21 protein-coding genes are annotated in these 21,749 nt (G+C 73.7%); 12 read left to right on the top strand and 9 right to left on the bottom strand.

What is annotated here, in order from left to right; translation table 11 throughout:
- Positions 1–7 precede the first annotated feature (7 nt).
- Both ACIQI7_RS02150 and ACIQI7_RS02145 read right to left on the bottom strand, forming a co-directional pair.
- On the bottom strand, positions 8–937 hold the full coding sequence (locus ACIQI7_RS02150) for an STM4015 family protein (protein WP_401103980.1): 930 nt from the start codon (positions 935–937) through the stop codon (positions 8–10).
- Positions 938–1,011: 74 nt separating this feature from the next.
- Entirely contained in the window at positions 1,012–1,989 is a 978-nt protein-coding gene (locus ACIQI7_RS02145) for an STM4015 family protein (RefSeq protein WP_401103978.1), read from the bottom strand.
- 202 nt (positions 1,990–2,191) lie between these two features.
- Between ACIQI7_RS02145 and ACIQI7_RS02140 the strand changes: the two genes are divergently transcribed.
- From ACIQI7_RS02140 to ACIQI7_RS02125, 4 genes are all read left to right on the top strand, one after another.
- Positions 2,192–2,518 (top strand): hypothetical protein, encoded by a 327-nt coding sequence (locus ACIQI7_RS02140; RefSeq protein ID WP_387753247.1) that lies wholly within the window; start codon positions 2,192–2,194, stop codon positions 2,516–2,518.
- A 128-nt stretch (positions 2,519–2,646) separates the two neighbouring features.
- Positions 2,647–3,765: a DUF6745 domain-containing protein gene (locus ACIQI7_RS02135; RefSeq protein ID WP_401103976.1), complete on the top strand. Its 1,119-nt coding sequence runs from the start codon at positions 2,647–2,649 to the stop codon at positions 3,763–3,765.
- Positions 3,766–3,879: 114 nt separating this feature from the next.
- On the top strand, positions 3,880–4,692 hold the full coding sequence (locus tag ACIQI7_RS02130; protein ID WP_401103974.1) for a MerR family transcriptional regulator: 813 nt from the start codon (positions 3,880–3,882) through the stop codon (positions 4,690–4,692).
- Complete coding sequence (locus ACIQI7_RS02125) at positions 4,689–5,906, top strand: glycosyltransferase (RefSeq protein ID WP_401103972.1); 1,218 nt, start codon at positions 4,689–4,691, stop codon at positions 5,904–5,906. The genes ACIQI7_RS02130 and ACIQI7_RS02125 overlap by 4 nt, the downstream gene beginning before the upstream one ends.
- Positions 5,907–6,125: 219 nt before the next feature.
- Here ACIQI7_RS02125 and ACIQI7_RS02120 read toward each other — a convergent pair whose 3' ends face one another.
- From ACIQI7_RS02120 to ACIQI7_RS02110, 3 genes are all read right to left on the bottom strand, one after another.
- Positions 6,126–6,764: a VC0807 family protein gene (locus ACIQI7_RS02120; protein WP_401103970.1), complete on the bottom strand. Its 639-nt coding sequence runs from the start codon at positions 6,762–6,764 to the stop codon at positions 6,126–6,128.
- Positions 6,761–7,417: a TetR/AcrR family transcriptional regulator gene (locus ACIQI7_RS02115; RefSeq protein ID WP_401103968.1), complete on the bottom strand. Its 657-nt coding sequence runs from the start codon at positions 7,415–7,417 to the stop codon at positions 6,761–6,763. The genes ACIQI7_RS02120 and ACIQI7_RS02115 overlap by 4 nt, the downstream gene beginning before the upstream one ends.
- Positions 7,418–7,542: 125 nt before the next feature.
- Positions 7,543–8,316, bottom strand: a complete 774-nt coding sequence (locus ACIQI7_RS02110; protein ID WP_401103966.1) for a class I SAM-dependent methyltransferase — start codon at positions 8,314–8,316, stop codon at positions 7,543–7,545.
- A gap of 475 nt (positions 8,317–8,791) precedes the next feature.
- On the opposite strand from ACIQI7_RS02110, the gene ACIQI7_RS02105 reads away from it, so the two are divergent.
- Entirely contained in the window at positions 8,792–9,385 is a 594-nt protein-coding gene (locus tag ACIQI7_RS02105) for a DinB family protein (RefSeq protein ID WP_401103964.1), read from the top strand.
- Positions 9,386–9,772: 387 nt separating this feature from the next.
- Positions 9,773–11,566: a S8 family peptidase gene (locus tag ACIQI7_RS02100; RefSeq protein WP_401104540.1), complete on the top strand. Its 1,794-nt coding sequence runs from the start codon at positions 9,773–9,775 to the stop codon at positions 11,564–11,566.
- A 305-nt stretch (positions 11,567–11,871) separates the two neighbouring features.
- Here the strand turns inward: ACIQI7_RS02100 and ACIQI7_RS02095 are convergent, their stop codons facing one another.
- Positions 11,872–13,473, bottom strand: coding sequence for an ABC-F family ATP-binding cassette domain-containing protein (locus ACIQI7_RS02095; protein ID WP_401103962.1), 1,602 nt, complete (start codon positions 13,471–13,473; stop codon positions 11,872–11,874).
- Positions 13,474–13,722: 249 nt separating this feature from the next.
- On the opposite strand from ACIQI7_RS02095, the gene ACIQI7_RS02090 reads away from it, so the two are divergent.
- Positions 13,723–14,643, top strand: a complete 921-nt coding sequence (locus ACIQI7_RS02090) for a RimK family alpha-L-glutamate ligase (RefSeq protein ID WP_401103960.1) — start codon at positions 13,723–13,725, stop codon at positions 14,641–14,643.
- 85 nt (positions 14,644–14,728) lie between these two features.
- Here ACIQI7_RS02090 and ACIQI7_RS02085 read toward each other — a convergent pair whose 3' ends face one another.
- Entirely contained in the window at positions 14,729–16,063 is a 1,335-nt protein-coding gene (locus ACIQI7_RS02085) for an NAD(P)/FAD-dependent oxidoreductase (protein ID WP_401103958.1), read from the bottom strand.
- Between the two features lie 503 nt (positions 16,064–16,566).
- Here ACIQI7_RS02085 and ACIQI7_RS02080 point away from each other — a divergent pair.
- Complete coding sequence (locus ACIQI7_RS02080) at positions 16,567–17,730, top strand: magnesium and cobalt transport protein CorA (RefSeq protein WP_401103956.1); 1,164 nt, start codon at positions 16,567–16,569, stop codon at positions 17,728–17,730.
- Between the two features lie 179 nt (positions 17,731–17,909).
- The gene (locus ACIQI7_RS02075) at positions 17,910–18,071 is read left to right on the top strand and encodes a hypothetical protein (protein ID WP_401103955.1); all 162 of its coding nucleotides are present in this window, start codon (positions 17,910–17,912) and stop codon (positions 18,069–18,071) included.
- A gap of 57 nt (positions 18,072–18,128) precedes the next feature.
- On the opposite strand, the gene ACIQI7_RS02070 is transcribed toward ACIQI7_RS02075, so the two are convergent.
- Entirely contained in the window at positions 18,129–18,485 is a 357-nt protein-coding gene (locus tag ACIQI7_RS02070) for a hypothetical protein (RefSeq protein WP_401103954.1), read from the bottom strand.
- A gap of 117 nt (positions 18,486–18,602) precedes the next feature.
- Between ACIQI7_RS02070 and ACIQI7_RS02065 the strand changes: the two genes are divergently transcribed.
- The 3 genes from ACIQI7_RS02065 to ACIQI7_RS02055 all read left to right on the top strand — a co-directional run bounded on the left by ACIQI7_RS02065 (position 18,603) and on the right by ACIQI7_RS02055 (position 20,782).
- Positions 18,603–19,199 carry a helix-turn-helix domain-containing protein gene (locus tag ACIQI7_RS02065; RefSeq protein ID WP_387757090.1) on the top strand — a complete coding sequence of 199 codons (597 nt, stop codon included), beginning with the start codon at positions 18,603–18,605 and terminating at the stop codon, positions 19,197–19,199.
- Between the two features lie 62 nt (positions 19,200–19,261).
- Positions 19,262–20,287 (top strand): signal peptidase I, encoded by a 1,026-nt coding sequence (lepB, locus tag ACIQI7_RS02060; protein WP_401103951.1) that lies wholly within the window; start codon positions 19,262–19,264, stop codon positions 20,285–20,287.
- Positions 20,288–20,518: 231 nt separating this feature from the next.
- On the top strand, positions 20,519–20,782 hold the full coding sequence (locus ACIQI7_RS02055) for a hypothetical protein (RefSeq protein WP_401103950.1): 264 nt from the start codon (positions 20,519–20,521) through the stop codon (positions 20,780–20,782).
- A gap of 116 nt (positions 20,783–20,898) precedes the next feature.
- Here the strand turns inward: ACIQI7_RS02055 and ACIQI7_RS02050 are convergent, their stop codons facing one another.
- Complete coding sequence (locus ACIQI7_RS02050) at positions 20,899–21,222, bottom strand: hypothetical protein (RefSeq protein ID WP_401103948.1); 324 nt, start codon at positions 21,220–21,222, stop codon at positions 20,899–20,901.
- Between the last annotated feature and the right edge of the window lie 527 nt (positions 21,223–21,749).

Below are 21,749 nucleotides of genomic sequence, written 5' to 3'. Positions count from 1 at the left end.
CGCCCGCCTACTCGGCGACCGAGACGTAGCGGTCGTCCTCGTCGTCCATGGCACCCTCGGCCTCGTCGAGGTCGACCTCGACGCCCGGCAGGGCAGCGCTCAGCCGCTCCATCATCGCGTCGCTCAGGTAGTGGTGGTGCAGGTCGAGGGAGCGCAGGTGGGTGAGCGGCTGGCCCTCCAACAGGGCGGTGGCACCCTCGTCGGAGAGCATGCCCATGGAGAGGTCGAGCGACTCCAGCCGGGCCACCACCGGGGCGTGGGCGACGGCGGCGGCGATCTCGTCCTGGAGTTCGCTGTTGGCCAGCCCGAGGTGGCGAAGCTTCGGCAGGCGGGAGCCGTCCAGGAACGGCGCGAGGTCGTCCAGCGACGCGTCACCGCCGTACTCGTCCACACCGAGCCAGAGGCTCAGGCGCTCCAGCGCGGGCAGTTCGGATCCGGCCACCGCGCGCACCACGGTGGCCGGAAGGCCGCCGGACTCGAAGCGCAGGCTCGTCAACCGGTCGTGCCGCACCGGCTCCAGGGCGAGGTCCATGCCGCCGCGCACGGCCAGTGACCTCAGCCCGGGGAAGGCGGTCAGCAACGGCGTGACGTCGTCCATCTCCAGCCAGGAGATCTCGCACTCGTCGAAGGTCACCTCGCCGAGGAACAGTGCCTCCAGCGCGGGCAGGCGCCGCGCTTCGGCGGTGATGGCCTCGACCGCTGGGCGCACGGACGTGTAGCCGTCCTGCCACCAGGCGCCGACCACCACGGCGCGCACCCCGGCCGGGTCGACCTCCTCCAGGAACGACTGCCAGAGCTGGACGAAGTCCTGCTCGGAGCCGTACTCGAGGGACAGCCGCCAGGCGACGGCGCCCGCGGCGGGGCGCGGCCGGTCGTCGGGCGTGAACTCGTGGATCGGCAGCTCGTGGAAGCGTTCCAGGTGGCGGGAGACGGCCATGTCGGATCCTGGTGGGTCGAGTGGTCGGACGGGTGGACGGTGCGGGTCGGTCTACTTGGTGCGGGAGGTGACGGTCACTCGGCCACGGCCACGTAGCGCCACTGGTCGTCGGGCTTGCCGGGCTCGGAGAGGTCGACCTCCACCCCGGCCAGGGCCTGGCGCAGGCGCTGCTGCACCTCCTCGGTGATGTAGTGGTGATGCAGGTCGAGGGAGCGCAGGTGGGTGAGCGGCTGGCCCTCCAACAGGGCGGTGGCGCCCTGGTCGGTCAGCACGCCCATGGAGAGGTTGAGCGACTCCAGCCGGGCGACGACGGGTGCGTGCGCCACGGCGGCCGCGATGTCGTCCTGGAACTCGCTGTTCTGCAGGCCGAGGTGGCGCAGCGCGGGGAAGCGGGTGCCGTCCAGGAAGGGCGCCAAGTCGGCCATCGTCACGTCGCCGCCGTAGTTCTCCACGCCGAGCCAGAGCTCCAGCCGTTCCAGGGCCGGGAAGTCGCAGCGCGCCACCGAGCGCACGACCGAGCCCGGCAGCCCGCCGGCCTCGAAGCGCAGCGCCTTGAGCTCCTCGTGCCGCAGCGGTTCCAGCGCCAGACCGCCGTTGCCGTCCCAGTCCTGGGACGCGCCGCGCACCACCAGCTCGGCCAGCCGCGGGAAGGCCGTCAGCAGCGGTGTGATGTCGCACTGCTGGATCCAGGAGATCTCGCACTCCTCGTAGGTGATGTCGCCGACGAACAGGGCGCGCAGAGCGGGCAGCCGGCCGGCGGCGGCGATGATCGCCTCCATCGGCTCCTGGAAGCCGTCCGGCTCCTCCGGCGCCCACTGGCCGATCACCAGGGCGGTGACCCGCTCGGTGTCGACGGCGTCGAGGAACTGCTCCCAGCGCTCGACGAACGTCGCCTCGGACTCGTAGTCGAGCTTGATCCGCCAGGCGGCCGACGCGGCGTCGGGCAGCCGGACGGCGCCGGATCCACCCTTCTCGTCGGCCTCCTCCAAGGCCTCCACGAAGTCGAAGACGGGAAGACCGTGGAACCGCTCGACGTGGGCGTTGACACTCATGCGCTGCTCCCTCTGGGGTCTGGACCGAACAACTGTCTACCAGCAGGGACTGACAATCCGGTGGCCGGGTCGCCGCCCGGGCGCGTTGTCAGACCCTTGCCCTATGTTCGGGTCCTGGCTCCGGAGAGTGACCGCGGCAGGTGCGGCGGAGCCGCGGGTTCCGGCGTCCGTCGGGGTCCGGCCGTACGGCGAGGGAGGACTGATGTACCGCCAGGGCGATGTACTGATCGTGCCGGTCGAGGAGGACGCGGTCCCGCCGCGGGTGGCCGAGCTGGCCGTGCAGCCCCGGGACGCGCGGGGTCGGATGGTGCTCGCGCTCGGCGAGGTCACCGGGCACGCCCACGCCGTGGTCGGCCCCGGCGAGCTGCGCCGCGAGACCGGGCCGTTCGGCGCGGGCTGGCTGCACCTGCCCGAGGGCGGCCGGGTGGTGCACGAGGAGCACGCCGCGATACCGCTGCCCCGGGGCTGGTACCGGGTGGTCCGCCAGCGCGAGTACGTGCCGGGCGCGGTGCGGGTGGTGGCGGACTGACGACGGCTCCGCCCGCCGCACGGGGGTCGGCGGGCGGGTGCGGACACGACGGCAGGGCGCGGCCGGGGCCGCGGCACGGAACGGGAACGGACGGCCGGGTGGGGAGCCCGGCCGGGAACGGAGCAGGGATGGAGACGGTGTTCCACCACGAGGTCCACGGCGGCCGGACGGAGGCACGGGCGCTGCCCGGGCCGGCCGAGGTCACGGCCCGCTGGCGGGCGGCCGCGGCCGCCACCGGGGCCGGCGACCGGGCGGCGGCCGAGCGCGCCGTCCGGGCCGCGTACCGGGCGGCCGGGCTGCCCGGGCCCGCGGCCGTCCGCTGGTTCGACTCGCCGCTCGCCGCGACCGAGGCGGCGCTGGCACTGCGGGCCGCCGGTGCCGAGAGCGTGCGCGAGGCCGTGCGCACCGGGCCCTGGGAGGAGGCCAGGCGACGGGCCGTCGAACAGGTCGGCACCGTGGGGTGGGCGGGCCACTGGGCGCTGACCGGCGGTGAGCTCGGCCCGGTCACCACCCCGCTCGCCGACCGGCTGCGCAACGCGGTGCTCGACCGGCTCGCCCCCGAGGCCGACCGGGAGGAGGACGCGGCCGTGGCCGAGGACGCCCGGGGCCGGCGCACCACCGTCCGGCTCGCCCTGCTGGACGCCGTGCGCGGTCAGCACGACGCGCCGTGGTTCGCCGCCTTCGAGGCCGCCGGGCCGAGCGCCGGCGCCGTCGCACCGCTCGCCGAGCTGGCCCGGGAGGTCGGCTGGTGGTGGCCGTACCGGGACGTCGCGCTGCTCAGCGAGCGGCCGACCGCCCTGCACCGCGACGAGGCCGGACGGCTCGACCGGGCGGACGGCCCGGCACTGGAGTACGCCGACGGCTTCGCGCTGCACGCCTGGCGCGGCATGCCCGTGCCGGCGGAGTTCCTGGCCGGCCTCGCCGGGGTGACGGTCGAGCGGATCCGCACCGAGGAGAACGCCGAACTGCGCCGCGTCCTGCTGGAGCACTACGGCTACGAGCGCTACTTGACCGACTCCGGCGCCGAGCCCGTCCACCGCGACGAGACCGGGGTGCTGTGGCGGATCGTCCTGCCCGACGACGAGCCGGTGGTGATGGTCGAGGTGGTCAATTCCACCCCCGAGCCGGACGGCACCCACCGCACCTACTGGCTGCGCGTCCCGCCGAGCACCCGCACCGCGCGAGCCGGGGTCGCCTGGACCTTCGGCATACCCGAGAGCGCCTACCACCCGCAGCGCGAGACCTGACCGGGGGTGCCTCCCGGCATCCGGAGCAGGCCCCCGGGCTGCGCGTGTTGACCCTTACCCCACGTCAGGCCGCACGGTGGGGCGCAGTGAACGCACGGATGATCGGAGGGACGCATGAGCTGGTCGGTGGGCCAGGTCTCCGGCTTCGCCGGGGTCACGATCCGGACCCTGCACTACTACGACCGGTCCGGGCTGCTCTCGCCCAGTGAGCGCAGCCCGGCCGGCTACCGGCTCTACAACGGCGCGGACCTCGCCAGGCTCCAGCAGATCCTCTTCTACCGGGAACTCGGCTTCCCGCTCGACGAGATCGCCGACATCCTGGCGGACCCGCAGGCCAACGCGCTCGACCACCTGCTGGCGAGACGACAGGCCCTCACCGAGCAGATCGGCCGCCTGCAGAAGCTGGTCGACGTCGCCGAGCGGGCCATCGAGGTGCAGCGCACCGGGGTCGAGCTGACCCCGGAGGAGCGCTTCGAGGTCTTCGGGGACGTGGTCTTCGACCTCAGCTACGCGGCCGACGCCCACCTCAAGTGGGGCGGTCGGGACAGCCACCAGGAGGCCCTGGCCCGCGCCGCCACCCACTCCAAGGAGGACTGGCAGCAGCTGATGGCGGAGGCGGCGGAGTGGCGGGTCCGGCTGCTGGCGGCCTTCGACGAGGGGCTGCCGGTCGACCACCGGACGGTGCTCGACCTCGCCGAGCAGCACCGGCAGCACATCACCCGGTGGTTCACGCCCTGCCCGCCGGAGATGCACTGCCGGATCGCCGACGACTACGAGGCGGACGCCCGCGCCTTCGCCCTCGTCGTCCCGCCGGCCGAGCAACGCCCCGGCCTGGCCGGCTACCTCCGCGCGGTTATCGGCGCCAACGCCGAGCGGTACGACGCCGAGCGGCACGACCAGAGCGACGTCGACGGGGTGGCCCGATGAGGATCCTCGTCACGGCCGCCGGATCGCACGGCGACGTCGCCCCGTACACGGGCCTCGGGGCGCGGCTGCGCGACGCGGGGCACGAGGTCGCGCTCGGGGCGCCCGAGGCCTTCCGCGGGCTGGTGGCCGACAGCGGCCTCGACTTCCGCCCGCTCCCGGTCGACCCGCGCGGGGCGGGCGCCGGGTCGGCTGGTGGGCGCTCCGAACTGCTCGCACGGGCCGCGGCGTTCATCGGGCAGCTCGGCGACGCGCTCGCGGACGCCGCCGCACCCGGAGCCGATCTGCTCCTGCTCGGCACCACCACCGCGCCGCTGGGCTGGCACCTCGCGGAGGCGATGGAGGTCCCCAGTGCGGGGGTCTACCTCCAACCCACGCTGCCGACGCGGGAGTTCCCGCCGGTCGTCGGGGGCGGCCGCTCGCTGGGGAGCTGGGGCAACCGGGCGGCGGGGGCGCTCGGTCTGCGGGTCGTCGACCGTCTGCACGCGGAGGCCGCACGCCGGTTGCGGTCGCGGCTGGGCCTTCCGGCGCTCTCCCAGACCGCGCGACGGCGGGCCGTGGAGCGGGCGAACTGGCCGGTGCTGCACGGCTTCAGTCCGACCGTCGTGCCGCGCCCGGCCGACTGGCGGGAGGGGCTGCGGGTGGTCGGCAACTGGTGGCCGCACGTGGCGGAGGAGTACTGCCTCCCGGCCGAGGTCGAGGATTTCCTGCGGGCCGGGCCGCCGCCGGTGTTCATCGGCTTCGGCAGCATGGCGGCGGGACAGGGCCGGCGGCTGAGCGCCCTGGCGGTGGAGGCCCTGCGGCGGGCGGGCGTCCGGGGCGTGGTGCAGGCCGGCTGGGCCGGGATCGCCGGCGAGGGCGACGACGTGCTGACGGTCGGCGAACTGCCGCACGCCCGGCTGTTCCCGCACATGGCGGCCGTCGTCCACCACGCGGGCGCGGGCACGGCGGCTGCGGCGCTGCGCGCGGGCGTGCCGAGCGTCCCGGTGCCGGTGACGGCGGACCAGCCGTTCTGGGCCGGGCGACTCACCCGACTCGGTGCCGCCACCGCTCCGATCCCTTTCGCCGGCCTGACCGCCGACCGGCTGGCGGAGGCCGTCCGTCAGGCCGCCGAGGGGCGGCGGCTGCGGGAACGGGCGCAGGAGGCGGCCCGCGCGATGGCGAAGGAGGACGGCGCGGGCCTGGTCGCGGAGGCGGTGATGGCAATGGGCCGGTAGGGGAGGAGGAGAGCGGCCCGCTGAGGCCTTCAGTCAGGGTCCGCTCCAGCCAGTCGGGGCACCGTGGTGCTGCGGAGCTGCCGCGCCATGGGGCGCGGTGGTCGCCGGCGCCTCTGGGCGACGGTGAGGACGGTGTGCTGTTCGAGGGCAGTGGAGAAGGTGGTTTCGGCGGGCTCGGCTGTCCCAGCGGCCCGGTGATCGCGGGTCGGTCCGCTCCGGTCAGGCCCGCAGGTCGCGGCGCTTGGTGTACACGAGGTGGAAGAGGAGCAGCGGCGCGGCGATCACCGGCCAGCTCAGGTTCATGGCGGCCGGGGCGGCGTCGACCGGAAGGAGGTAGGCGAAGGCGAGTTGGGCGACGGCGTTGAGCAGGCTGGCGGCGCCCCAGGCGAGGGTGAGCACCCGGAGGCCGCGGCGGAACGCGGCGTCCTGCTCCCAGCGGGCTTCCCAGGCGCGCAGCCCGTCCTCGCCCGCCTTGGCCCGCACGAAGGAACGGAAGACCACCATCAGGGCCGGGCGGCCGTAGCCGACGGAGGCCAGCAGCCAGATGCCGACGAGTCCGCCGAGCATGCCCGTCCAGGCCTCGCGGATCAGCAGGGTGCGCGGGTCGCCGGTGAGCACGGAGAGCACCAGACCGAGGAGGATCATGCTCAGGACCAGCAGGGCCAGGAAGTCGACCCGACGGGTGCGGACCAGCCGTACGAGCACGGTGACGGCGGGTACGGCGGCGGACCAGAGCAGGCACCACCACTGGTTCAGGCCCGCCGCGCGCAGCCCGTAGTAGACGGCGAGCGGCAGGCCGAGGTCGATCAGCAGGGGTAACAGCACGGCGGTTCGGCGTGGGGTGACGTGGATGGTCACTTCGCCTCCTCGTTCCTGGTCGCGAGCGCGAAGAGGGTGACCAGCTCGCGCCCGTAGGAACGGGCGTCGAAGTCGTCCCCGGTGGACAGCCGGCTGGCGGCCGCGTCGATCGAGGCGCGGATCGCCGTGGCCATCGCCCCGGCGTCGAACGGTCGGAAGTCACCGCTGAGCTGCCCGGCCCGTAGATGCTGCACCAGCAGCGCCACGGGGGTGTCGAAGCCCGCCGTGCTGACCAGCGGGGCGCCGTCCTCCCGGCGCGCGTTGGCGAGGACGTCAACCAGCGCGCGCACCTCGACCGGGTGCTCCGCCAGGAACTCCAGGTTCGCCTCGATGTAGGCGGCCAGTTGTGCGGCCGGTCCGGTACGCGCGTGGATGCGCGGCTGCATGAAGGTCCGGGCCGCCTCCTGGACGGTGTCGACGAGGGCCTGGAAGAGGTCCTCCTTGTCCTGGAAGTGGTACGAGATCAGCCGCACGCTGGAGAGCCTCGCCCGCTTGGCGATCTGGGCGAACGAGGCCCGGCCGTAGCCGAGTTCGGCGACGGTCTCGATCGCGGCGGCGACGATCTGGGTGCGCCGCGCATCGGTGGTGACGCTCCGGCCGGAGCCGTGGCCGGCCGGGGGAGGGGCAGGGGCCGGGTCAGGTTTTACTCGCATGAGTAAAAATTAACATGTGTCGGCAAAACTGCGGGTGTGAAGAGCTGCGCCTGCGGCCGCCAAGACGTCAAGGCGTCAGGACGTCGGGACGCTCGGAGAGGTGAGGGGGAGTAGGGAGCGGGACGTCAGGGAGCCCGGGCGATCAGGACGGGCTGGAAGAAGCCGGTGTCGGCGGGCCGCTCCCAGTGGACACCGGCCAGGCCGGCCTCGGTGGCGAAGGCGTTCAACTGCTCCCGGGTGAGCGCCCAGTAGGTGGAGCGTCGGACGGAGACCTGCCACTGACCGCTCGTGTCCGGCAGGAGCTGGAAGAGTTCCAGGTCGTACCGCTCGCCGTCCTCGTGCCACTGCCAGAGCTGGAAGGCGACCGACCGTCGGCCGCCGTGCTCGGCGGTCTGCGGCGCGGTGGAGGCGGGCCGGGTGCGGCGCAGCTCGTCGTACGGGCGGGTGGTGGCCAGCAGTAGTCCGCCCGGGCGTAGGACCCGCCGCATCTCACCGAGCGCGGCGCGGACGTCCTCGGCCGTGAGCAGGTGGGGCAGCGCGTTGTCGGCGCAGACCACGACGTCGAACCGGCCGTCCGGGAAGGAGAGTTCCCGCATGTCGGCCGCCGCGGCGGGCAGCTGGAGGCCGCGTTCGGCGGCCTCGGCGGCGGCGCGGGCGACGGCGACCGGGCTGAGGTCGGTGCCGGTGACGCGGTGGCCGCGCGCGGCCAGGCCGATCGCCTGGGTGCCGATGCCGCAGGCGCAGTCCAGCAGCTCGGCGGGGCGGTCGCCGAGGCCCGCGCGGATCAGGGCGTCCAGCGCGGCGCCCTGCCGGGCGAGCGCGGCGTTCCAGTCGCCGTAGAGGAGGTGGTAGTCGTCGGCGAAATCGTCGTAGAAGCGACCGAGGGAGGACTGGGTCATGGCGGCGGGGCCTCCACGGGACGTCGGCGGAGCGGGAAGAGGGCGTCAGGGGGACGGCGGACGGCGGACAGCGGAAGTGCCAAGGCTGCGGCACGGCACCGAGTGAAGCGCGATGACCGGGTCCGTCCGCCACGTCGCAATCCTCGCCCGGGCGCACCGGCGCGGAGTACCGGTTTTCGCGGCCACCGAGGAGGCGGGCGCATGCGACGGGTATCGGGCGAGGACCGAAAGGACGCCCCGCCGCCCCGCCTCGCCATCACTCCGACCGACCGAATCCGACCGGCCGACACGGACGGCCGAGCCGGTGGCCGGAGTGATCGAGCTGAGCGGGCTGATCGCCCTCCGTGTGCCTGCCGCACCAGGGCTCCTGGACGGTCGGTCGGCGGTGCCGAGGGCCCCGCGCCGGCCGATGCGTCCTGGCCGGCCCGGTAAACTCACGCGACCGCTGCCGACCGGTGATGGGAGACTCGCTCCCATGAAGCCCAATGATCCCAAGGACGACCTGCACCGCTACCTGAAGGCAGCCCGCGAAGCCATCGTCTGGAAGCTGGAAGGGTTGTCCGAGTACGACATCCGCCGCCCCCTGACGCCGACCGGCACCAACCTCCTCGGTCTCGTCAAGCACCTCGCCAGCGTCGAGTTCGGGTACTTCGGCCCGACCTTCGGGCGCCCGCACAACGAGTCCCTCCCCTGGCACGAGGAGGGCGCCGAGCCCAACTCGGACATGTGGGCAACCGCCGACGAGTCGCGCGAGGACGTTCTCGGCCTCTACCGCCGTGCCTGGGCGCACGCGGACGCGACGATCGAGGCGCTACCGCTCGACGCGATGGGCCACGTCGAGTGGTGGGGTGACAGCGGAGACGTGACGCTCCAGCGGATCATGCTGCACATGACGGCCGAGACGAACCGGCACGCCGGCCACGCCGACATCGTCCGGGAGCTGATCGACGGCAAGGTCGGCATGAAGCAGGAGAACAGCAACATGGACGGCGGCGACGAGGCGTGGTACCAGGCTTACTGGAACCGGCTGGAGGCGTCCGCCAAGGAGGCCCAGGCCAAGCAGGGCTGAGGCCGTTCGGGGAGGCGATCGTCTGGGCGGCCCGGGTTGTCGCCTGCCTCCCCACACCCTCGGACAGGGCCGGCGCCGGTTCCGGACGTTGATGACGCCCGGAACCGAGTCATGACGGCGCCCCCGGCCGGTGTCGAGCGCTGGTGGGTCGACGCCGTGAACAACCGTTGTGGAGCACCTCATCCGGGGTGCAGTCGTGGGCCCCGTGACATCAAAACGTAACGCCTCCGTGAGAAGTCGTCAGGTGTAAAGTCTTCCCCAAGTCCGGTTCAATCTGGCATGTTTCCTTCAATTCCCGTGCGATCCCCCTCACGCATGGGACGAATCGGAGGACACGTGTCACCCCTGATATCCCGGCGGCTCGGCCGCCCGGCCGCAGCCCTCGCCGTGCTCTCGGCCATGGCGCTCGCCACCCCCACCGCGTTCGCGACCGCCGCCACCTCTACCACCACCCCCACCGTCCCCGGCGGTGTCTCCGCGCCCGCCGTCCAGGCCCCCGCCGCCTCCGCCGCCCCCGCCGTCGCGGGCACCGCGGCCGGCTGGGCCGCCGGCACCCGGGCCTACCTGGTGATCAGCGCCCCCGCCGACATCGCCGCTGCCAAGGCCGCCGTCGCCGCGAAGGGCGGTACGGTCTTCGCGAGCTACGACGCGATCGGCGTCATCGTCGCCCACTCCACCAGTACCGGCTTCGCCGCCGCGCTGCGCTCCGTCACCGGCATCCAGCAGGTCGGCGCGACCCGTACCTCCGACGTGCCGGCCGACGCCTACAGCCCGGCCCTGCCCGCCAACCCGGCCCAGTCGGCCACCACGCTCACCGAGTCCAACCGCTGGGACATGACCCAGATCAAGGCGGACCAGGCCTGGAGCGTCAGCACCGGCTCGCCGACCGTCAAGGTCGGCGTGCTCGACACCGGTGTGGACGACCAGCACCAGGACATCGCGCCGAACTTCGACGCCGCCGACTCGGTCTCCTGCGCCTACGGCAAGCCCGACACCCGCAGCGGCGCCTGGCGGGACGTGGACACCCACGGCACCCACGTCGCCGGCACCATCGCGGCCGCGAAGAACGGCAAGGGCGTCATCGGCGTCGCGCCGGGCGTGAAGGTCGCCTCGGTCCGGATCGCCGAGCCGACCAGCACGCTGTTCTTCGCCGAGAACACCGTCTGCGGCTTCGTCTGGGCCGGTGACCACGGCTTCAAGGTCACCAACAACAGCTACTACACCGACCCGTGGCAGTTCAACTGCCCGGACGACCTCGACCAGGCGGCCCTCATCGAGGGCGTCAAGCGCGCCCAGGAGTACGCCGAGGGCAAGGGCTCGCTGCAGGTCGCGGCGGCCGGCAACTCCGACTACGACCTGGCGAACAAGACCACCGACACCGAGAGCCCGAACGACTCGACCCCCACCACCCGGACCATCAGCAACGCCTGCCTCGACATCCCCACCGAACTCCCGGGTGTGGTGACCGTCGCTGCCACGGGCAGCGGCAGCGGCAAGGCCTCCTACTCCAACTTCGGACGGGGCGTCATCGACGTCGCGGCGCCCGGCGGCGACGGTTCCACCGGCGTCTACTCGACCCTGCCCGGCGGCAAGTACGGCACCAAGAGCGGCACCTCGATGGCCTCCCCGCACGTCACCGGCGTCGCCGCGCTGATCGCCAGTGCCGACCCCTCGCTCACCCCGGCCGACATCCGGTCCCGGCTGGCGAGCCAGGCCAACGACCTGGCCTGCCCCGCCTCCGACAGCCGCTGCACCGGCACCACCGCCAACAACGCCTTCTTCGGCGAGGGCCAGGTCGACGCGCTGAAGGCCGTCGGCGGCGGCACCCCGCCCACCGGCAAGTACTTCGAGAACACCGCCGACGTGGCGATCGCCGACAACACCACGGTGGAGAGCCCGCTCACCGTCACCGGCGTCACCGGCAACGCGCCCGCGACGCTCAAGGTCGGCGTGGACATCAAGCACACCTACCGCGGTGACCTGGTCCTCTCGCTCGTCGCCCCGAACGGCACGGTCTACCTCCTGGAGGACTTCCCGAACAGCGACGGCACCGACAACGTGGCCAAGGCCTACACCGTCAACGCCTCGGCGAGTGCGGCGAACGGCACCTGGAAGCTCCGGGTGAAGGACGGCGCCTCCGGCGACACCGGCACGATCGACGCCTGGAACCTAACCTTCTGATCCTGCCGTTCCGCCTGACGCCTGACGCCTGACGCCTGACGCCTGACGCCTGACGCCCGACGCCTGACGCCCGACGCCTGACGCCTGACGCCCGACGCCAGACCCCTGATGCCTGATGCCTGACGCCCGACCGCGTCGGGTGTCAGGCATCAGGCGTCAGACGGCCGGTGCCGCGGGCAGGACGCCGCCCACCGCCAGGGTGGCGGCGCGCCCGGCGTTCTCGCCGCCGGGAGGAAGCCCGCAGGAAGGAATCCCGCCACGAGGAGGCCCGCCCGGCCGCAGCCCCGGCGGGCCGGCGCCGGGCCTCAGGACTGCGCGACCAGGTCCAGGTACGCGTCGTGCCAGAGGTCCTCGTCGCCGTCCGGCAGCAACAGCACGCGGTCCGGCCGGAGCGCCTCGATGGCACCCGGGTCGTGGGTGACCATCACGATCGCGCCGGGGTAGGCGCCGACCGCCGCCAGGACCTCCGTACGGGAGGCCGGATCGAGGTTGTTGGTCGGCTCGTCCAGCAGCAGGACGTTGGCGCCGGAGTGCACCAGGGCGGCCAGGGCGAGCCGGGTCTTCTCGCCGCCGGAGAGCACCGCGGCCGGCTTGTCGGCGTCGTCGCCCCGGAAGAGGAACGCGCCGAGCACGTGCCGCAGTTCGCCGTCGGTCAGACCGGGCGCGGCCGCGGCGAGGTTGTCGCGCACGCTGAGCGCCGGGTCGAGGGTGTCGTGCTCCTGGGCGAAGTAGCCGAGCCGCAGGCCGGTGCCGGGGACGACCCGGCCGGAGTCCGGCGTCTCCCGGCCGGCCAGGATGCGCAGCAGGGTGGTCTTGCCGGCCCCGTTCAGCCCGAGCACGACCAGTCGGCTCCCGCGGTCCACGGCCAGGTCCAGGCCGGTCAGCACGGGCCGCCCGGCGTAGGACTTGGCGAGGCTGACCGCGCCGAGCGGCATCCGGCCGCACGGGGCGGGCTCGGGCAGCCGGATCCGGGCGGTGCGCTCGGCCTGCCGGACGGGTTCCAGCTCGGCGAGCATCCGGTCGGCCCGGCGGGCCATGCTGCGGGCGGTGGTCGCGGTGGCGACGTTGGCCCGCATCCGGTCGGCCTGCGCGTGCAGGGAGGCGGCCTTGCGCTCGGCGTTGGCCCGCTCGCGGGTACGGCGGCGCTCGTCGGCGGCGCGCTGGGTCAGGTAGGCCTGCCAGCCCGTGTTGTGGACGTCGATCACGGCGCGCTGCGGGTCCAGGTGGAAGACCCGGTTGACGGTCTCCGCCAGCAGGCCGAGGTCGTGGCTGATCAGCACCAGCCCGCCCTGGTGGGCGGCGAGGAAGCCGCGCAGCCAGGCGACGGCGTCGGCGTCCAGGTGGATGGTGGGCTCGTCCAGCAGCAGGGTGCCGTGGTCGGCGAAGAGGATGCGGGCCAGTTCGACCCGGCGGCGCTGGCCGCCGGAGAGCGTTCCGACGGGGGAGTCCATCACCCGGGTGGGCAGGCCGAGCCCGGCCGCGACCCGGGCGGCCTCGGCCTCGGCGGCGTAGCCCCCGCGGGACTGAAACCCGGCCTCGGCCCTGACGTACGCGTCCATCGCCCGGCGCTCCTCGGCCGGCGATCCGGCCCGGGCCATCGCCGCCTCGGCGGCGCGCAGGGCCTGGACGGCGGTGTCCAGGCCGCGGGCGGACAGGATGCGGTCGGTGACGGTGGCCGACGGATCGGCGGCGCGGGAGTCCTGCGGGAGGTAGCCGACGGCGCCGGTCCGGGTGACCGTGCCGGCGGCGGGTGCCAGCTGTCCGGCCAGGGTGGCGAGCAGGGTGGTCTTGCCGGCGCCGTTGCGGCCGACCAGGCCGATCCGGTCGCCGGGGGCGATGTGCAGGGTGACGTCGGACAGCAGCAGGCGGGCGCCGACGCGCACGTCGACACCACGGGTGGTGATCATGGGGTAACGCTCCGAAACGGCTAGCGAACAGACGGGTGGCGTGGAAGCGGGCCGTCGGCTAGGAGATTCGGGGCGTAGACATGAGGGTCACGGTAGCGCGTGGAGGGGAATCGGCGCATCCGAATTGACGGACGGACCCGAACCGATGGGTGCACCCGGATCCGGTGGGGCGGTTTCGGCCACGCCGCGCGGCGGATGGCGCACGGAGCCGTCTTGTCGTGGCCACGTCGTCATCGCTTGCATGGCCGCATGGCCCGACGCGATCTCGTACTCCTGACCGACCACAGCTCGACCGAAGGCAGCCGGAAGGTGCTCGCCGCCGCCGCGCGGACGCTGGTCGGCCGGGAACCAGTGCAGCTGGACGCCCGGCACTTCATGACCGGCGGCAACGGCGTGATCGAGGCCGACGACGCGGGCGGGATCCGGCTGACGGGTGGCGGCCGGACGGTGACCGCCGAGACGGTGATCGTCTACGAGATCCCGCCGCACCGGCGCCGGGCGTTCGAGGACTGCCAACGGCGGCTGCGCGGATTCGGCGCCCGCTCGCTCGGCACCGACGCCGCGGCATGGCGGGCGGCCACCGAGAAGGACCTCACCGTCGCCCGTTTCGTCCGGGACGGCGTACCGCACATGCCCAGCATCGCGCTCTCCGGGCCGAGCCCGGAGGACGCCGCCGAGGCGTTCGCGGCCCTCGGCGGCGACGTCTGGGCCCGGCCGTGCGTCGGGATGGGCGGCGACGACGTCTTCCACGTCACCACCGGTGCTCAGCTCGACGCCGCGGCACGGTACTACGCGCAGACCAAGACGGACTGGCTGCTCGCCCGTGACGCCCGGAACTTCCTCCCCGACGGGCGGCGCCACCAGTACCGGGTGGTGGTGCTGAACGGGCGGGTGGTCCGGGCGGTCGAGCACGTCCAGGCGGACCCGGACGCGCCCTGCAACGAGGGCCGGGGAGCCGTCTCCACGCTGCTCGACTACACCGAACTCCCGGACGGGCTCGCGGAATCGGCCGTCGCGGCGGCCGCCTCCCTGGGTCTCGAACTCGCCGGGGTGGACCTCGCCGCCGAGAGCGGCGGCGTGGTCTTCGAGGTCAACGTCCACCCCGCCTTCGGCCTGCGCGGCCTGGAGCAGGTGGCGCTGCCGTACGTCGCCGCGCACCTCGGGGAGTAGCGTCGGCGGCGCTCCGTCCCGACGCGGCCGGCCCCACCGCCCGCCGGCAGTGCCCCCGGCGGCCGCCCTCGGCCCCGCGTCCCCTTCAGCCCCGCAGGACCGACGCGAGCACCGAGGGCCGGAACAGCAGCGACGGCGGCTCCACCAGCGACATCACCTCGTGGAACGCCTTGGTGACCGCCGGGTCCCGGGTGCTGCCCGCCAGCACCTTGTCGAAGAAGCGGTGCTGGAGCTCGATCAGGGCGCCGGAGGGTGCGCCGGTGGTGGTGCGGAAGCGGGCGTCCTCGGCGCAGGAGATCATCCACGGGACCTTGGACGCCGTGGCGACGGCGCGCCGCGCGGCCCGGGCCGTGGTGTGCCCGATGCCGCCGTGCCGCTTGGCGGTGCGGCGCAGCTCCCGGGCGCAGAACAGGGCGACGGTGACGCCCTGCCCGTACACCGGGTTGAAGGTGCTCGCGGCGTCGCCGACCACCACCAGCCCGTCCGGGCAGCTTCGCTCGTAGTGCCGGCGCACGCCCGGGCCGGGGTGGAACCCCCGTACCTCGCCCGCCGGTTCGGCGTCCCGCAGCACCTCGTGCAGCAGGGGGTCGCGCAGCAGGCCCAGGTGCTCGGTGAAGCCCTCCTCGCCGGCCGCCGGCTCGGCGCCGCGCATCCCGGCGAGGCTGACGATCCAGCGGTCGCCCTCGACCGGCAGCAGCACGCCCAGCCGCGGCGCGTCGGGGGCCTTGGTCTGGATGTAGAGCGCCCGGTCGCCGAGGTCGGCCCCGGCCGGGCGGTGGAAGATCCGGGAGGCGTAGGAGACGCCGGCGTCCACCCGCTCCTCGGGCACCGGCGGGCATCCCAGTTCGGTGAGCCACTTCGGCACCGAGGTCGAGCGGCCGGTCGCGTCCACCACCAACTCCGCCGGTATCTCGCGGACTTCGCCGCGCTCCGGGCCGCGCTCGCGGATCTTCACCCCGGTCACGGCGGTCGCCGAGCCGAGCAGTCCGACCGCGTCCGTCCCCTCCAGGAGCTCGATCGCGGGGTGGGCGCGGAGCCGGTCCAGCACGAACGAGTCCAGCAGCGGCCGGGTGCAGGAGAGGAAGCTCATCTGCGCCGGGTACTCGGCCAGCCATCCGGCGGAGCAGAGCCACTTGACGTCCGAGACGGACACCCGGCGCGCGCCGGCGGCCGCCAGCTCCTGCCTGATGCCGGGCATCATCTCCTCGAGCAGCCGGTGCCCGGCCTCCAGCACCAGGTGGGCGTGCCGGCCCTGCGGCACCCCGGCCCGGAACTGCGGCCCTGCCGGGTACCGGTCCCGCTCCACCACGACGATCCGCTCCGCGAACCCGCGCAGCGCCCACGCGGCCGCCATCCCGGCCAGCCCGCCGCCGATCACCACCGCCGTACCCCGCCCCGGGGCCCTCTCCGAAGAAGTCATGACACGTAGCGTAGTGGCGCGGTCGCCTCCGCGTGATCGCTTCGCTCCGGACGAACGTCCCCGCCGGGCAGGGAGGTTGACGCCTGGCCGGCCCGTCCTGGCCACGCCGGACCGGACCGGGCCGACTCGGGCCGGGCGGGGGCGGACGCGGGCGCCGCGAGCGCCGGGCGCGGCCTGCGGCGGGGCCCCGGTCCGAGCCCGGGGCGTGCGGGTACTAGACTCGACGGGGTTGTGCTGGCGCCTTTCCGGTGCGTGAGCGCTCGGCGCCCAGGAGGTGAGAGCTGTGGAGTGCAGTAGTACGGGTCGAAGTCGGCCCCGATCCCGGTTGTCCCGCACCACTCGCGGCCCCCGGCACACCTCCTCCCGTACGGCTCCCGCGCGGCACTGACCTCGTCCTCCCGGCGAGGCGCCGCCGGTCGCGCCGTGCGCGTGGCGGCCGGCCGGGCGCCTCCGGTCCGCCGTGTTCCGTACGGCGGCCGGGCAACTCCCGTGGAGGTCCCGCCATGTCCGACTGGCGTGTGCGCGCCGTGCGCGCGAGCAAGCGTCCGTTCTCCCGTTCCGTCGTCCGGCCTGCGGACACCCAGCCGGCGCCCGAGCACTCGATGGACCCGCGCCCGGACCAGCCGGTCGAGCCGGTGACGCTGGAACGTTCCGTCGTGGACGCGGCCGTCTACCGGGACGGCCACCGGATCGAGGCGCCCACCGACCTCGCGGACATCTACCGCAAGCTGCCCGACCGGCCCGGCACGATGGCCTGGATCGGCCTGTTCCGCCCCGCCGAGACGCAGCTGCTGGAGGCCGCCGACCGGTTCAACCTGCACGAGCTGGCCGTCGAGGACGCCATCGTCGCCCACCAGCGGCCGAAGCTGGAGCGCTACGGCGACACCCTGTTCGTGGTGCTGCGCGCCGCCCGCTACCTGGACGAGGCGGAGGAGGTCGACTTCGGCGAGATCCACCTCTTCGTCGGCCCCGACTTCGTGATCACCGTCCGCCACTCCCAGGCCCCGGACCTGTCCGCGGTGCGCCGCCGCCTGGAGGACGACCCGGAGCTGCTGGCGCTCGGCCCGGAGGCGGTGCTGTACGCGGTGCTGGACGCCGTGGTGGACGGCTACGCGCCGGTGATCGCCGGCCTCCAGCACGACATCGACGAGATCGAGACCGAGGTGTTCGGCGGCGACCCGCAGGTCTCCCGCCGCATCTACGAACTGTCCCGCGAGGTGATCGAGTTCCAGCGCGCCACCCGCCCGCTGCTGGAGATCATGAAGAGCCTGGAGGCGGGCTTCGGCAAGTACGGCACCGACGAGGAGCTCCAGCGCTACCTGCGCGACGTGACCGACCACGCCACCTACGCCGCCGAGCGGGTGGACGGCTTCCGGCAGATGCTCCAGAACATCCTGACCGTCAACGCGACGCTGGTCTCGCAGCGGCAGAACGAGGAGATGAAGCAGCTCGCCGAGGCGGGGCACGCGCAGAACGACGAGATCAAGAAGATCTCCTCCTGGGCGGCCATCCTCTTCGCGCCGACCCTGATCGGCACGGTGTACGGGATGAACTTCGAGGAGATGCCGGAGCTCAAGTGGGCCTTCGGCTACCCGTTCGCGATCGGGTTGATGGCGCTGGTGTGCACCGGGCTGTACCTGGTGTTCAAGAAGCGGGACTGGCTGTAGGGCCCGCGTCCTGGCACGTGCCGGGCGGCGCGCCGTAGGACCCGCGAGTGCCGGCGAGCGGGGCCGCCCGCAGGCCGCCGTTCCTCACCGGACGGTGACAACTCGGCCTCGGTCCAAGGACGTCCGGTACCCGCGCGGGCGCGTCGGGGGACTCTTTCCGGGGACGGGGAGGAGGCCCGATGCGGGCGGTGGCGGGGATGGTGGTGACGGCCGTGGCGATCGGCCTGCTGTTGGGCGGGGCGGCGGCACTGCTGCTGTTCGTCTTCGCGGACTGGTTCGATCCGATCGCGCGGTGGGTGCACGAGTACGGGTTCCTCCCCTGGGGCCGTGAGGCGCCCTGACGCCCGGACCCGCCCCGGGCACCCCGGCGTACCCCCACGCGCCCTGACGCCCCGGGCCTACCCGTGCCGCAGCCGCTCGTACTCGGCCTCCGGGTCCAGCTGCCGCCGGTACTCGACGTGCAGCCGGACGGTGCCGTCCGCTCCGGCCAGGCGGTCGAGCGGGCCCCGGCCGGCCGGGAGCGGGCGGGGTAGCGGCCACTGCTGGGCGAGGACGGCCAGCGGGGAGCCGTCGGCGGCGCGCACCACCCAGGTGGCGCGGCCGCCGCCGATCAGCGGGAGGCGGGGGAGGGGGAGCCCGAGGGCGGTGAGCGCCGCCGGGGCGTCCAGACCGTCGGGGAGGACGACGGTCTCGGCGTGCGGGGCGTCGGCGTCGTCGCCGGCCGCGACGCTGTCCCGGGTGAGGAGGATGCGCATGACGGGAGGATAGGCCGGGCCGGCGGACGCGCTGCGGTGACCCCCAGGGGTGGCGGCCGGGGCCTCACCCGTGTGCCGGATTGACAAGGGGCCTTGCTGTATCGGCAAATTGCAGGCATGGCCGACGAAGAGTTCGAGAACGTCCTCACCACAGTGGGTCCGCGGCTGCGGGCGCTGCGCCGCGAGCGCGGCACCACGCTCGCCAAGCTCGCCGCCGCGACCGGCATCTCGCTCAGCACGCTGTCCCGGCTGGAGTCCGGGCAGCGCAAGCCCACGCTGGAGCTGCTGCTGCCGCTGGCCCGGGAGTACCGGGTGCCGCTGGACGAACTGGTCGGCGCCCCGGCGACCGGCGACCCGCGGATCCACCCGCGCCCCGTGACCAGGAACGGCCAGACCATCGTCCCGCTCACCCGGCACCTGGGCGGGCTGCACGCCTACAAGCACATCGTGCCGCCGGGCCGGAACGCCGGGCCCGAGCTGGAGTTGAAGGTCCACGAGGGGTACGAGTGGCTGTACGTGCTGTCCGGACGGCTGCGGTTGGTGCTCGGCACCCATGACCTGGAGCTGACGGCCGGTGAGGCCGCCGAGTTCGACACCCGCACCCCGCACGCCTTCGGCAACGCGGGCCCGCAGCCGGTGGAGTTCCTCAGCCTGTTCGGCCCGCAGGGCGAGCGCATCCACGTCAGGGCGCGCCCGGGAACCTCTGTTCGGTAGGTTCGTTCCTGACAGGGGGTCTTCGTACCGGCTCCCACCAGGCCGTCGGAGGGGCCGAGGAGATGAGTGTGCAGCAGAGCGCGGAGTCCGGGGAGAGCGGCGGAGCCGGGGAACGCGGGGAGGCCGGGAACGGCCGGCCGGAGGCGGGTCCGGGCACCGCGGAGGCGCAGGACGCGGGCTCGGGCGCGGGCTCGGCCGCCGGTGCTCCCGAGGAGGCCGACGCTCCCGCGAAGACCGGCAAGGAGGCCGAGCGCGCCCGGAAGAAGCGCCCGTTCTGGCAGGAGCTGCCGATCCTGCTGGTGATCGCGCTGCTGCTCTCGCTCGGCATCAAGACCTTCTTCGTGCAGGCCTTCTCCATCCCCTCCGGCTCGATGGAGCAGACCCTCGCGATCGGCGACCGGGTGCTGGTGGACAAGTTCACCCCGTGGTTCGGCGCCGAGCCCGAGCGCGGCGAGGTGGTGGTGTTCCGCGATCCGGGCGGCTGGCTGGAGGGCACGCCGACGACCTCCGGCGACTCCGTGATGGGCACCGTCCAGAAGGCGCTCAGCACCGTCGGCCTGATGCCCTCGGCGGACGAGAAGGACCTGATCAAGCGGGTGATCGCGGTCGGCGGGGACACCCTCGACTGCGAGGTGGGCGCGCCGCTGAAGGTGAACGGCGTCGCGCTGGACGAGCCGTACCTGTTCCCCGGCTCGACGCCCTGCGACAACGACCCGGTCGGCACCATCACCGTGCCCAAGGGCAAGCTCTGGGTGATGGGCGACCACCGCAACAACTCGCGGGACTCCCGCTGGCACCACAACCAGAGCGGCGACGGCTTCGTGCCCGTGGACAACGTGGTCGGCCGGGCCTTCGTGGTCGCCTGGCCGGTGTCCGACTGGTCCACCCTGCCGGTCCCGGACACCTTCGACGAGGTGCCGGCCGGGGCGGCGGGCGCGGCCGGCGTCCCGGCCGGGACGACGCCGTTCGAGGCGCCGCCGGCACCGGAGGCCGCCGCACTGGCCGGGATCGTGCCGCTCGCCCTGTGGCAGCGGCGGCGGTCGGCGCGCCGGGCGTCGGCGCCCACGGAGCCGTCGCGCGGAGCGTAGTCGCACGGACGTACGCGCGAGACGAAGCGGCTGGGGCCTCGGCGCGGCAGGACGGCTGAGGCCGCCTCGCCCGCCGCAGCTCCGGCGGACCAACCCGGATCGATCGTCTTCGACGGAACTCCCCCATCGACATCTACACGCCTGTAGAGTCCGGAGCGTGAGCTGTACCCCGGCTGACGGCCGCTCCGAGGGCGCGTCCGGCGGCCGGGTCCGGGCCGGGGAGGCGGAGCCGTGATGGAGAGTCAGCGCAGTCCCGAGGTCGCCGGAGACCGGGCGGACCCGCAACCGGCGGACCGGGACGTCCGGTGGGTCTACCAGCCGGTCGAGGTGCACCTCGGCGGCGGCACCTGGGCGGTCGGCCGGATCAGCGCGTGGTGGCAGGACGCGGCCGGGCGGCGCTGGTGCCGGCTGCGGGTCGGCCGCAGCGGACAGCCCGCGCTCTGGCAGCCGTTCGACCCGTCGCGGGTACAGCTGCTGCCGGTGTCCGGCCTCTGAGCGGACCGGCCGGGACGTCCCGGCGGCAACGGTCGGAGATCCCCGTCGGCCTTGCGAGCGGCCGAAGTTCATGAGAGCCGCTGGAGCGGCGGCCGCAGCGACGGGGATGTGTGCGGTCAGTCATCAAGCCCGAGAGGGAGGACGGTAGCCCAGTCGCTGGTGAACAACAGCAGGCTGCGCGACCATATGGCGCCCATGCCCATGCCCATGCCCATGCGCGGGCCGTCGACGTCACCGGAGCTTCGGACGGGCCCCGGATGGGCTTCGATGAGGTCGGCGATATCATCGGCGAGTTCGCCTGCCTGCCGGATCTCGGCGGGCGTCCGCGGGTTGGCGTCCTGCCACCTCCGAACGGGCTGCATGATGCCGTCGGTTACCTCTAGGCGGAGAATGTCCCGCCAGGCTCGTGGTGACTCGAACGGCACGACCGACTTTCCCACCTGGTGTCCACTGGTCCCCGCGTCGTACACCGCTTGAGCCAGACCCCTCGTCCAGTCATGACCGGGTGTCGACGCAGCCACTGGGACTGCAGGGACAGCTCTATGGATGACACGAATGGATTGCGGTCATCGAGCAGTTCCTCGAGCAGTTCGGCTGCGGCTGTCACTGCGGCCGGCGCGTCGAGTGGGTTCAGCATGGGCGTCCGGGTCCTCTGTGCGGTTCTTCACATCGGCCTCAGTGTGCAGCTGAGTACGATCATGCTGCGAGGTTTGCGGGGCGTTCGACGAGCTGACCGCGTTCGGGCGGGCCCGATGCCGACCAGCGGGACGAGGTGGGCGCCGGTGATCGCGCGCCATCGGGCCCGGGCGGTCTCGACGTGCTTGGACCATGAACCGCGTCGTCGCACTGGGCGACAACGACGTCGCAGGACGCCAGGCAGTGAAGGCGCTGTCGGGCGCTCCACGTGACCTCCCATCCGGCCGCCGTCAGCATCCTCCTCGCCCAGGCCAACGCCTCCGCGATATCG

The sequence above is a fragment of the Kitasatospora sp. NPDC092039 genome (genome assembly GCF_044756065.1).
GTDB lineage: Bacteria > Actinomycetota > Actinomycetes > Streptomycetales > Streptomycetaceae > Kitasatospora.
The sequence above is the reverse complement of the archived record's forward strand: the minus strand, read 5'-3'. Positions and strand labels throughout refer to the sequence as shown.

What these genes read in the sequence shown, in the direction of transcription:
- ACIQI7_RS02150 (WP_401103980.1), bottom strand. Translation starts at nt 937, where the DNA reads ATGGCCGTCTCCCGCCACCTGGAACGCTTCCACGAGCTGCCGATCCAC.
- ACIQI7_RS02145 (WP_401103978.1), bottom strand. Translation starts at nt 1,989, where the DNA reads ATGAGTGTCAACGCCCACGTCGAGCGGTTCCACGGTCTTCCCGTCTTC.
- ACIQI7_RS02140 (WP_387753247.1), top strand. Translation starts at nt 2,192, where the DNA reads ATGTACCGCCAGGGCGATGTACTGATCGTGCCGGTCGAGGAGGACGCG.
- ACIQI7_RS02135 (WP_401103976.1), top strand. Translation starts at nt 2,647, where the DNA reads ATGGAGACGGTGTTCCACCACGAGGTCCACGGCGGCCGGACGGAGGCA.
- ACIQI7_RS02130 (WP_401103974.1), top strand. Translation starts at nt 3,880, where the DNA reads ATGAGCTGGTCGGTGGGCCAGGTCTCCGGCTTCGCCGGGGTCACGATC.
- ACIQI7_RS02125 (WP_401103972.1), top strand. Translation starts at nt 4,689, where the DNA reads ATGAGGATCCTCGTCACGGCCGCCGGATCGCACGGCGACGTCGCCCCG.
- ACIQI7_RS02115 (WP_401103968.1), bottom strand. Translation starts at nt 7,417, where the DNA reads ATGCGAGTAAAACCTGACCCGGCCCCTGCCCCTCCCCCGGCCGGCCAC.
- ACIQI7_RS02110 (WP_401103966.1), bottom strand. Translation starts at nt 8,316, where the DNA reads ATGACCCAGTCCTCCCTCGGTCGCTTCTACGACGATTTCGCCGACGAC.
- ACIQI7_RS02105 (WP_401103964.1), top strand. Translation starts at nt 8,792, where the DNA reads ATGAAGCCCAATGATCCCAAGGACGACCTGCACCGCTACCTGAAGGCA.
- ACIQI7_RS02095 (WP_401103962.1), bottom strand. Translation starts at nt 13,473, where the DNA reads ATGATCACCACCCGTGGTGTCGACGTGCGCGTCGGCGCCCGCCTGCTG.
- ACIQI7_RS02090 (WP_401103960.1), top strand. Translation starts at nt 13,723, where the DNA reads ATGGCCCGACGCGATCTCGTACTCCTGACCGACCACAGCTCGACCGAA.
- ACIQI7_RS02085 (WP_401103958.1), bottom strand. Translation starts at nt 16,063, where the DNA reads ATGACTTCTTCGGAGAGGGCCCCGGGGCGGGGTACGGCGGTGGTGATC.
- ACIQI7_RS02080 (WP_401103956.1), top strand. Translation starts at nt 16,567, where the DNA reads ATGTCCGACTGGCGTGTGCGCGCCGTGCGCGCGAGCAAGCGTCCGTTC.
- ACIQI7_RS02075 (WP_401103955.1), top strand. Translation starts at nt 17,910, where the DNA reads ATGCGGGCGGTGGCGGGGATGGTGGTGACGGCCGTGGCGATCGGCCTG.
- ACIQI7_RS02070 (WP_401103954.1), bottom strand. Translation starts at nt 18,485, where the DNA reads ATGCGCATCCTCCTCACCCGGGACAGCGTCGCGGCCGGCGACGACGCC.
- ACIQI7_RS02065 (WP_387757090.1), top strand. Translation starts at nt 18,603, where the DNA reads ATGGCCGACGAAGAGTTCGAGAACGTCCTCACCACAGTGGGTCCGCGG.
- lepB (WP_401103951.1), top strand. Translation starts at nt 19,262, where the DNA reads ATGAGTGTGCAGCAGAGCGCGGAGTCCGGGGAGAGCGGCGGAGCCGGG.